Origin of the sequence: Streptomyces scabichelini (assembly GCF_011045015.1) — a bacterium.
Classification (GTDB): Bacteria; Actinomycetota; Actinomycetes; order Streptomycetales; family Streptomycetaceae; genus Streptomyces; species Streptomyces scabichelini.
The window spans coordinates 26313-34811 of record NZ_JAAKZY010000104.1; the positions used below are offsets into that span (position 1 = coordinate 26313).

The window sequence follows — 8499 nt, forward strand, 5'->3', positions numbered from 1 at the left end:
GTTCGGCCGCGCGGCGCATGATCGGGAGCGTCGTCCGGCAACGCGAAGGGAGCCTCGCGTGACCACCACCGTGATCAACCTCAAGGGCCGTATCCACGAATTCGGCCCCCGGCTGGAGAAGGCCCCCGCGGACCTCGTGTACGTCGGCCGCCGCTGGGTCAGGGGCGGCTGGGACCTCCCCCAGCATCCGCTCTACAACCCGTTCAACCCCGACTCCGCCAAGAAGAAGCGCGACGGAACCCGCGCCGAGGTCATGGCCAAGTACCGCGCGTACCTCCTCGAACGCCCCGATCTCCTCGCCCTGGTGCCCGAGCTGCACGGCAAGACGCTGGCCTGCTGGTGTGCACCGGAGCTGTGCCACGCCGACGTGCTGGCGGAACTCGCCGACGCCTCCGAGCCGCGGTCGTAGCTCTACGACGTACAGACGTTCTTCAGTGCGCCGACCGCGGCGTCGATCTTGCTGGAGTCCGGGGTGGTGTCGCCGTTCAAGATGGCCTTGTCGTTGTCGGTCTTGTCCTTGTCATCGATCTTGTCGAGGTTCTTCTCGATGGTGTCGATGGACTCCTCGGTCCGCGTGGGATCCTTCGCCGCGTCGAGGCCTGCCTCATGGATTGCCTTGAGGCTGTCGGAGATCGTGTCGGCGTTCTGGAGACAGTTCAGCGAGTTGTCGATGCTGTCGGGGTCGCAGCCGGTGACGAGTCCGGCGGTCAGGGCGACGCCGGCCACGGTGGTGGCGATGACGGCAGTACGGCGGGCACGTCGGCGGTTCGCAGTCATGGGGTGGTCCCTTACTTGGGTCGGTTCATGTCGGGCCGTGGATCTGTTGCGCTCTCCGCCGACCACGATCCCGTCGCCCGCTCGACGTCACGAGGGACCGGTCTCCCGAATGCATGGTGTAGCGGGCTACACCGCCGGACCACGAGGATGTACGGCGTCACGTCCCTGACCTGCGTCTTATGGACCGAGTGGACGTGCAGGGGGCGCCCTGGGCGGCAGGTAAACTCCGTACACGTGACTCCCGCGCCCGCAAAGCCCCGTATCCCGAACGTCCTCGCCGGCCGCTATGCCTCGGTCGAACTCGCCACCCTGTGGTCTCCCGAGCAGAAGGTGAGGCTTGAGCGTCAGCTCTGGCTCGCCGTGCTGCGGGCCCAGAAGGATCTCGGCATCGAGGTGCCGGACGCCGCCCTCGCCGACTACGAACGCGTGCTCGACCAGGTCGACCTGGCGTCGATCGCGGAGCGCGAGAAGGTCACGCGGCACGATGTGAAGGCGCGGATCGAGGAGTTCAACGACCTCGCCGGGCACGAGCACGTCCACAAGGGCATGACCTCGCGCGACCTCACGGAGAACGTCGAGCAGCTGCAGATCAGGCTCTCCCTGGAGCTCGTGCGCAACCGTACGGTGGCGGTCCTTGCGCGGCTCGGCAAGCTGGCCGGTGAGTACGGCGAGCTGGTCATGGCGGGCCGCTCGCACAACGTCGCCGCCCAGGCCACCACCCTCGGCAAGCGCTTCGCGACCGCCGCCGACGAGCTGCTCGTCGCGTACGGCCGGGTGGAAGAGCTGCTCGCCCGCTACCCGCTGCGCGGCATCAAGGGCCCGGTCGGCACGGCCCAGGACATGCTCGACCTGCTGGGCGGGGACGCGGCGAAGCTCGCGGATCTCGAGCGGCGCATCGCCCAGCACCTCGGCTTCTCGCAGGCGTTCACCTCCGTCGGCCAGGTCTACCCGCGCTCCCTCGACTACGAGGTCGTCACGGCCCTGGTGCAGCTGGCCGCGGCCCCGTCCTCGCTCGCGAAGACGATCCGCCTGATGGCCGGGCACGAGCTGGTGACCGAGGGCTTCAAGCCCGGCCAGGTGGGTTCCTCGGCGATGCCGCACAAGATGAACACCCGCTCCTGCGAACGCGTGAACGGCCTGATGGTGATCCTGCGCGGCTACGCCTCGATGACCGGCGAGCTGGCGGGCGACCAGTGGAACGAGGGCGATGTCTCCTGCTCGGTGGTGCGCCGCGTCGCACTGCCGGACGCGTTCTTCGCACTGGACGGTCTGCTGGAGACGTTCCTGACCGTGCTCGACGAGTTCGGTGCCTTCCCGGCGGTCGTCGCCCGCGAGCTGGACCGCTATCTGCCGTTCCTCGCCACCACGAAGGTCCTGATGGGTGCCGTACGCGCCGGTGTCGGCCGTGAGGTCGCGCACGAAGCCATCAAGGAGAACGCGGTCGCCTCCGCGCTCGCGATGCGCGAGCAGGGCGCCGAGCGCAACGAACTGCTCGACAAACTGGCGGCGGACGAGCGCATCCCGCTCGACCGCGCCGGACTCGACGCGCTGATGGCCGACAAGCTGTCCTTCACCGGCGCGGCAGCCGACCAGGTGGCCGCGGTCGTCGGCCGGATCGAGGAGATCGTGAAGCAGCACCCGGAGGCGGCGGGCTACACGCCGGGGGCGATCCTCTGACCCGCTTCACTCCCGCGGAACTGGAGGCCGCCCGCGACCGGCTCGTGCCCGATGTCGTCACGGACGGCCTCCGCGTTCTTTTCTGTGGCATCAATCCGGGTCTGATGACCGCTGCGACGGGTCACCATTTCGCCCGTCCCGGCAACCGATTCTGGCCGGTACTGCACCTGTCCGGATTCACGCCCCGGCTGCTGAAGCCTTCGGAGCAGGGCGAGTTGCTCTCGTACGGGCTCGGGATCACGAATGTGGTGGCGCGGGCGTCGGCGCGGGCGGACGAACTGAGCGCGGAGGAGTACCGGGAGGGCGGGCGCCTGCTGAGCCTGAAGGTGACGCGTCTGCGCCCGCGCTGGCTTGCGGTGGTGGGCGTGACCGCCTACCGGGTGGCCTTCGACGACCGCAAGGCCCAGGTGGGACCGCAGGAGCGGATGATCGGTGACACGCGCGTGTGGGTCCTGCCCAACCCGAGTGGGCTGAACGCGCACTGGACGGCGGCGACGATGGCGGAGGAGTTCGGGCGGTTGCGGGTGGCTTCGCAGAGTTAGTGGGTCACGGTGTTAGTGGGTCACGGTGGGTCTATTTCGGTGACCACGGCGAGGAGTTGGAACGGCAGCTCCTTGTCCCACTGGGACACCCCGAGGGCAACCCAGCGGCCGGTCTCGTCGTCCTTCCACAGGTGCACGTCCGGCACGTGGGCGCTGAGCGAAGCCCACGGTTCCGGTATGTCCTCGCCGTCCATGGAGCGCTCTTGGACGCTCCACAGCGAGAATTTCTGCGGCTCACCCCAGCGATCAGTCAGCCGCTCGGAGAGGCCGTCTCGGTCGACCTCGTACTGTGCCGCAGTATCCTCCCGCTCTGTCCCGTCGTCCTCCCAGAAGTCATCGCTCGTCTCTAATTCGGCAATGTGGTAACCGGGTCCTTCGGTGCCGACGTCCGACCGGCCGTGCTCCGCGGGAAACGGCCGGGAGCACAGCTTGTCTATCGTGGCAAGTTGCTGCGCGAGGGTCATGGGGTCCAGTAAACCTGCCCGCTCTGACATTTGGCGGACCGTCAACCTGGACTGACCCGCTGCTCAGGCGTCCCGACGCCGCACACTCCACGCCCCCGCCAGCAGTGCGGCCGCCGCCCAGAGCGCGGTCACCGCAAGGCCGGTCCACGGTCCGAGCGCGCCGTCGGACGTCTCGTGGAGCACCGTCTGTCCCGCCTTGTCGGGCAGGAAGTCGGCGACGCTGCCGGAGAGATCCCCGACCACGAAGGAAACGATCAGCAGGAACGGAATGAGGATGCTCAGGGTGGCCACTCCGCTGCGGAGCAGGGCGGCAAGTCCGGCCGCGAGCAGGGCCATCAGGGCGAGATAGAGTCCACATCCCACGACGCCGCGCAGCCCCTCGCCCCAGCTCAGCCCGCTGGCCTGGTCGCCGAGGACCGCCTTGCCCACGGCCAGGCTGACGCACCCTGTGAGCAGGCCGACGGCCAGGACCGGGACGCCGATCGCCGTCGCCTTCGCCGCGAACCACCGCCCCCGGTGGGGCACGGCGGCCAGCGTGACCCGCAGGGCGCCGCCCTGGAATTCGGACGAGACGGCCAGCACACCGAACGCGATCGCCGCGATCTGCCCGAAGCTGACTCCGAAGAAGGCCGCGAACAGCGGGTCGAAGTCGTCCCCCTCGGTGTCGAGCCCGGCGATCGCGGAGAAGACCGCGGTGGCGATGACGATCGCGAGGAGCCCGCCTACCAGCGACCGCAGAGTACGGATCTTGATCCACTCCGAGTGGAGTACGGATGCGAACGGCATGGTCAGGCCTCCTGCGGCTGGTCCGAGGTCTTGGAAGTCTTCGAGGTTTTGGACGTCTTCGAGGTCTGGGCGGCGAACTGGGTCTCCGAGGCGGTCAGATCGAGGTAGGCCTGCTCCAACGTGCCCTCCTCCGCGGCAAGTTCGAGGATGGGTACGCCCGCACCGGAGGCGACGCGGCCGATGTCCTCCACGCGCGCGTGGTGCACGATCCACCGATCGTCCTCGCCCTCCACGGCGTCGTATCCGTGCCGGGCGAGCGCGCCCCGCAGCGCGGCACCGTCCGTGGTGCGCACCCGTACGCGCGGCTGCACGCGCGCGTGGATGAACTCCCGCATCGGCATGTCGGCCAGCAGACGACCGCGGCCGAGGACGACGAGGTGGTCGGCGAAGGACGCGGTCTCGTTCATCAGATGGCTGGAGACGAGGACGGTTCGGCCCTCGCGGGCCAGTCGGCCCATCAACTCCCTGACCCAGATGATGCCTTCGGGGTCGAGCCCGTTCGACGGCTCGTCGAGCAGCACCACCTGCGGGTCGCCCAGCAGCGCCGCGGCGATGCCCAGGCGCTGGCGCATGCCCAGGGAGTACGTCCTGACCCGGCGCCGGGCGACCGGGGCGAGCCCCGCCTCCTCCAGGACCTCGTCCACGCGACGCTCCGGGATGCGGTTGCTGACCGCGAGGGCGCGCAGATGGTCGCGGGCGGTACGCGATCCGTGGGCGGCCTGTGCGTCGAGCAGGGCGCCGACGTGGTGCAGCGGCTCTTCGAGGGTCGCGTACGGGCGGCCGGCGAGGGTTGCGGTACCGGACGTCGGCCGGTCCAGGCCGAGCACCAGGCGCATGGTGGTGGACTTCCCGGCGCCGTTGGGACCGAGGAAGCCGGTGACCCGGCCCGGCTCGACGCTGAAGGTCAGCCGGTCCACGGCGCGTGTGGTGCCGTACTCCTTGGTGAGGTCTTGGACGTCGATGCTGGTCATGGCTCAAGGCTGGCCGTCAGGCGGGGCCCGGGGCCTCCCCCGCCGGTGGAGATCGGCTCCCTCGCTCGGGGGAGGCCCGTTGTCAGTGGCGGCTGTCACCATGACGGAATGGCCCGCCTGCTGCGCCCGCTGACCCGTGGGACGACGTACACCCGTCTGCTGCACCTGTGGGTTCCCATGCTGTTCGTCAGCGTGTGGATGTTCATCGACCCGTCCAAACCGTGGGTGCCCGCGCTGGCGCTGGTTCCGTTGGGGCTGGTCCCGGCCGTGCGCCTGGGCGAGGGTGTGCAGGCCCAGTGGATGCTGACGCCGGGCGCGCAGAGTGGACAGGACGCGGCGATCTCCGTCGCGCCGTCGGCCACGTGGCGGGACCGGCTACGGACCGTGTTGTGGCTGGAAGCGCGCATGGTCCTCGGATGGGTGACCGGAATGGCCACTGTCTGGCTGCCGCTCCTCGCGGTGGTGCTGGCCCAGCTTCCCTTCGGTCATGTGCCGGACGACATCCCGCTCCTCTCGGAGGCACACCCCCACTGGGCATACGCGCTGCTCGTGCCGTTACCGCTGATCGCCCTCTATGGAGCGGTGGTCGGTCTCGGTGAGCTGATCACGGTCGTCGCGCGCCGTCTCCTCGGGCCGTCGGCGGCCGAGCGGATGAGCGCCCTCGAGGAGCGCACCGAACGGCTCCTGGAGCGCACGCGCATCGCCCGCGAACTGCACGACTCGATCGGCCACGCGCTGACCGTGGCCGTGGTGCAGGCGGGTGCCGCGCGGGCGGCGGGCGACCCGGAGTTCACCGACCGGGCCCTCGGCGCCATCGAGGACACCGGCCGGGCCGCGCTGGAGGACCTGGAGCGGGTACTGGGCGTGCTGCGCGAGTCGGAGCGGCCCGCGAGCCGCCGCCCGACCCTGGCCGAGGCCGACCGGCTCCTGGAGTCGGCCCGCGCCTCCGGGGCGAAGGTCGACGCCGAGGTGACGGGCGCCCTGGAGACCGTTCCCGGCCCGGTCTCACGCGAGGGCTACCGCATCCTTCAGGAGTCGCTCACGAATGTGCTGCGGCACGCGGGGCCCGTACCCGTCCGGGTGCGTATCGCGGTCGAGGACCAGGCCCTGTCCCTGGAGGTGCGCAATCCCCTGACGGCGGAGGCAGCGGCGATATCCGGGCCGGGCAGGGGCAGTGGCCTGCGGGGCATACGGGAGCGCGCGGCGCTGCTCGGCGGCGGCGCGCGAACCGGCCCGGACGACGGCGACTGGCAGGTGCACGCCGAGCTGCCGCTGCGCTGACCTACGCTGACCGGATGCCGGTCACCGTTCTCATCGTCGACGACGAGCCCCTCGTACGAGCGGGTCTGCGTGCCGTCCTGTCCGCTCAGCCCGACATCGAGGTCGTCGGCGAGGCGGCAGACGGCGCCGCGGTGATCCCGCTGGTGCGGCAGTTGCGGCCGGACGTCGTCGCCATGGACGTACGTATGCCACTGCTGGACGGCATCGAGGCCACGCGCGCGGTGCTGCGGAGCTTCGACCGGCCGCCGAAGATCCTCGTGGTGACGACCTTCGAGAACGACGAGTACGTGTACGAGGCGCTGCGTGCGGGTGCCGACGGGTTTCTGCTGAAGCGGGCGCGGCCCGCGGAGATCGTGCACGCCGTGCGGCTGGTCGCCGAGGGCGAGTCGCTGCTGTTCCCGGCGTCGGTGCGGCAGCTGGCCGCCGAGTACGGGGACGGTGGCGGGAATCCCGCGGCGCGGGCGGCCCTGGAGCGGGCCTCTCTGACCGAGCGCGAGGCCGAGGTGCTGCGGCTGATGACCCGGGGGTTGTCCAACGCGGAGATCGCCGAGCGGCTGATCGTCGGGACCGAGACGGTGAAGTCCCATGTCAGCGCCGTACTGGCGAAGTTGGGTGCGCGGGACCGGACGCAGGCGGTGATCGCGGCATACGAGTCGGGGTTCGCGGCGCCCGGTTGATCCGGGGCTCCCGGCAAGGGGCTGGTGCCAGGCACTCGCCGGGGTCGGCCGCGCCGAGTACGATCCCGCCAAACACGCGCACGAGCTGGGAGGACGGACGTTGGGGCAGCTGACCGGCGGGGACCCCTCTCTGCTGCGAAGGATCAACTCCGCGGTGGTGCTGCACGCGCTGCGGGCCACGGACTGCGCGACACTCACCGAGATCACCCGGGTGACCGGACTGTCCCGGCCCACCGTCGAGGGCGTCGTCGAGGGGCTCGTCGCAGGCGGCCTCGTCGTCGAGACCGCGGCGGAGGAGGGCGCCGCCCGGCGCCAGGGGCGGCCCGCGCGCCGGTATCGCTTCCGGGCCGAGGCGGGCCATCTGCTGGGTCTTGACATCGGCTCGCACCGAGTGGCCGCGCTCCTCGCCGACCTGGACGGCCGGATCCTGGGCACGACGGCCAAGGACGTCTGTGAGACGGCGTCGGCGGACGAACGGCTGGACCGGCTGCGTACCGCCGTCGCCGAGCTGCTCCGCCACGCCGGCGTCGCGCGCGGCTCCCTGCGGGCCGTGGGTGTGGGCACACCCGGCATCATCGAGGCGGACGGCACCGTACGCCTGGGTGCGGCGCTGCCGGAGTGGACGGGGCTGCACCTGGGTGAGCGGCTGCGCCGCTCCTTCAAGTGTCCGGTGCTGGTGGAGAACGACGCCAACGCCGCGGCGGTCGCCGAACACTGGAAGGGCGCGGCCACGGAGTCCGACGACATGGTGTTCGTGCTGGCGGGGCTGAGCCCGGGCGCCGGGTCGCTGATCGGCGGACGGCTGCACCGGGGTTACGGGGGCGCGGCCGGGGAGATCGGCGCGCTGCATCTGCTGGGCCGCGAGGCGACTCCGGAGACGCTGCTGTCCACCACCGACGAGCCGTTGCATCCACTCGACGAGCAGGCGGTCGCGGAGGTTTTCGCGCACGCACGCGAGGGCGATCAGCGGGCCCGGGCGGCCGTCGACCGCTTCATCCAGCGCCTGGTGCACGATGTGGCGGCGCTGGTCCTGGCCCTCGACCCGGAGCTCGTCGTGGTCGGCGGCTGGGCGGCGGGGATCGACGGCGTGCTGGAGCCGCTGCGCAAGGAGTTGTCGCGCTACTGTCTGCGGCCGCCGCGGGTGGCGCTCTCTCTCCTGGGTGAGGCCGCCGTGGCGACGGGGGCGCTGCGGCTCGCTCTCGATCACGTGGAGGAGCAGTTGTTCGCGGTGGAGGGCACGGTTACCGCTCGCCGCTGAGGGGTGGAGGGGGTTTCTCGCCCCCGCCGCCCCTACCCTTCCCATCCCTGGGGGCTCCGCCCCCAG

10 protein-coding genes are annotated in these 8499 nt (G+C 70.8%); 6 read left to right on the forward strand and 4 right to left on the reverse strand.

Going from position 1 to position 8499, the window contains the following annotated elements; translation table 11 throughout:
• Positions 1-58 precede the first annotated feature (58 nt).
• Positions 59-409 (forward strand): DUF4326 domain-containing protein, encoded by a 351-nt coding sequence (locus G5C60_RS28520; RefSeq protein WP_165263803.1) that lies wholly within the window; start codon positions 59-61, stop codon positions 407-409.
• Between the two features lie 2 nt (positions 410-411).
• Here the strand turns inward: G5C60_RS28520 and G5C60_RS28525 are convergent, their stop codons facing one another.
• Positions 412-777 carry a hypothetical protein gene (locus G5C60_RS28525; protein ID WP_165263804.1) on the reverse strand — a complete coding sequence of 122 codons (366 nt, stop codon included), beginning with the start codon at positions 775-777 and terminating at the stop codon, positions 412-414.
• Positions 778-1011: 234 nt separating this feature from the next.
• On the opposite strand from G5C60_RS28525, the gene purB reads away from it, so the two are divergent.
• Positions 1012-2454, forward strand: a complete 1443-nt coding sequence (purB, locus tag G5C60_RS28530; RefSeq protein WP_165263805.1) for an adenylosuccinate lyase — start codon at positions 1012-1014, stop codon at positions 2452-2454.
• Positions 2451-2996, forward strand: a complete 546-nt coding sequence (gene mug / locus G5C60_RS28535; protein WP_165263814.1) for a G/U mismatch-specific DNA glycosylase — start codon at positions 2451-2453, stop codon at positions 2994-2996. Before purB ends, mug begins: the two co-directional genes overlap by 4 nt.
• Before the next feature lie 20 nt (positions 2997-3016).
• Here the strand turns inward: mug and G5C60_RS28540 are convergent, their stop codons facing one another.
• The 3 genes from G5C60_RS28540 to G5C60_RS28550 all read right to left on the reverse strand — a co-directional run bounded on the left by G5C60_RS28540 (position 3017) and on the right by G5C60_RS28550 (position 5217).
• Positions 3017-3460 (reverse strand): hypothetical protein, encoded by a 444-nt coding sequence (locus tag G5C60_RS28540; protein WP_165263806.1) that lies wholly within the window; start codon positions 3458-3460, stop codon positions 3017-3019.
• 63 nt (positions 3461-3523) lie between these two features.
• Entirely contained in the window at positions 3524-4246 is a 723-nt protein-coding gene (locus tag G5C60_RS28545; RefSeq protein WP_165263807.1) for an ABC transporter permease, read from the reverse strand.
• Between the two features lie 2 nt (positions 4247-4248).
• Positions 4249-5217: an ABC transporter ATP-binding protein gene (locus G5C60_RS28550; protein ID WP_165263808.1), complete on the reverse strand. Its 969-nt coding sequence runs from the start codon at positions 5215-5217 to the stop codon at positions 4249-4251.
• Positions 5218-5325: 108 nt separating this feature from the next.
• Here G5C60_RS28550 and G5C60_RS28555 point away from each other — a divergent pair, with 108 nt between their 5' ends.
• The 3 genes from G5C60_RS28555 (at position 5326) to G5C60_RS28565 (ending at position 8433) form a co-directional block, all read left to right on the forward strand.
• On the forward strand, positions 5326-6498 hold the full coding sequence (locus G5C60_RS28555) for a sensor histidine kinase (protein WP_165263809.1): 1173 nt from the start codon (positions 5326-5328) through the stop codon (positions 6496-6498).
• Positions 6499-6512: 14 nt separating this feature from the next.
• Complete coding sequence (locus G5C60_RS28560; RefSeq protein ID WP_165263810.1) at positions 6513-7175, forward strand: response regulator transcription factor; 663 nt, start codon at positions 6513-6515, stop codon at positions 7173-7175.
• 100 nt (positions 7176-7275) lie between these two features.
• Positions 7276-8433, forward strand: coding sequence for an ROK family transcriptional regulator (locus G5C60_RS28565; protein WP_165263811.1), 1158 nt, complete (start codon positions 7276-7278; stop codon positions 8431-8433).
• The last annotated feature ends 66 nt before the right edge of the window (positions 8434-8499 follow it).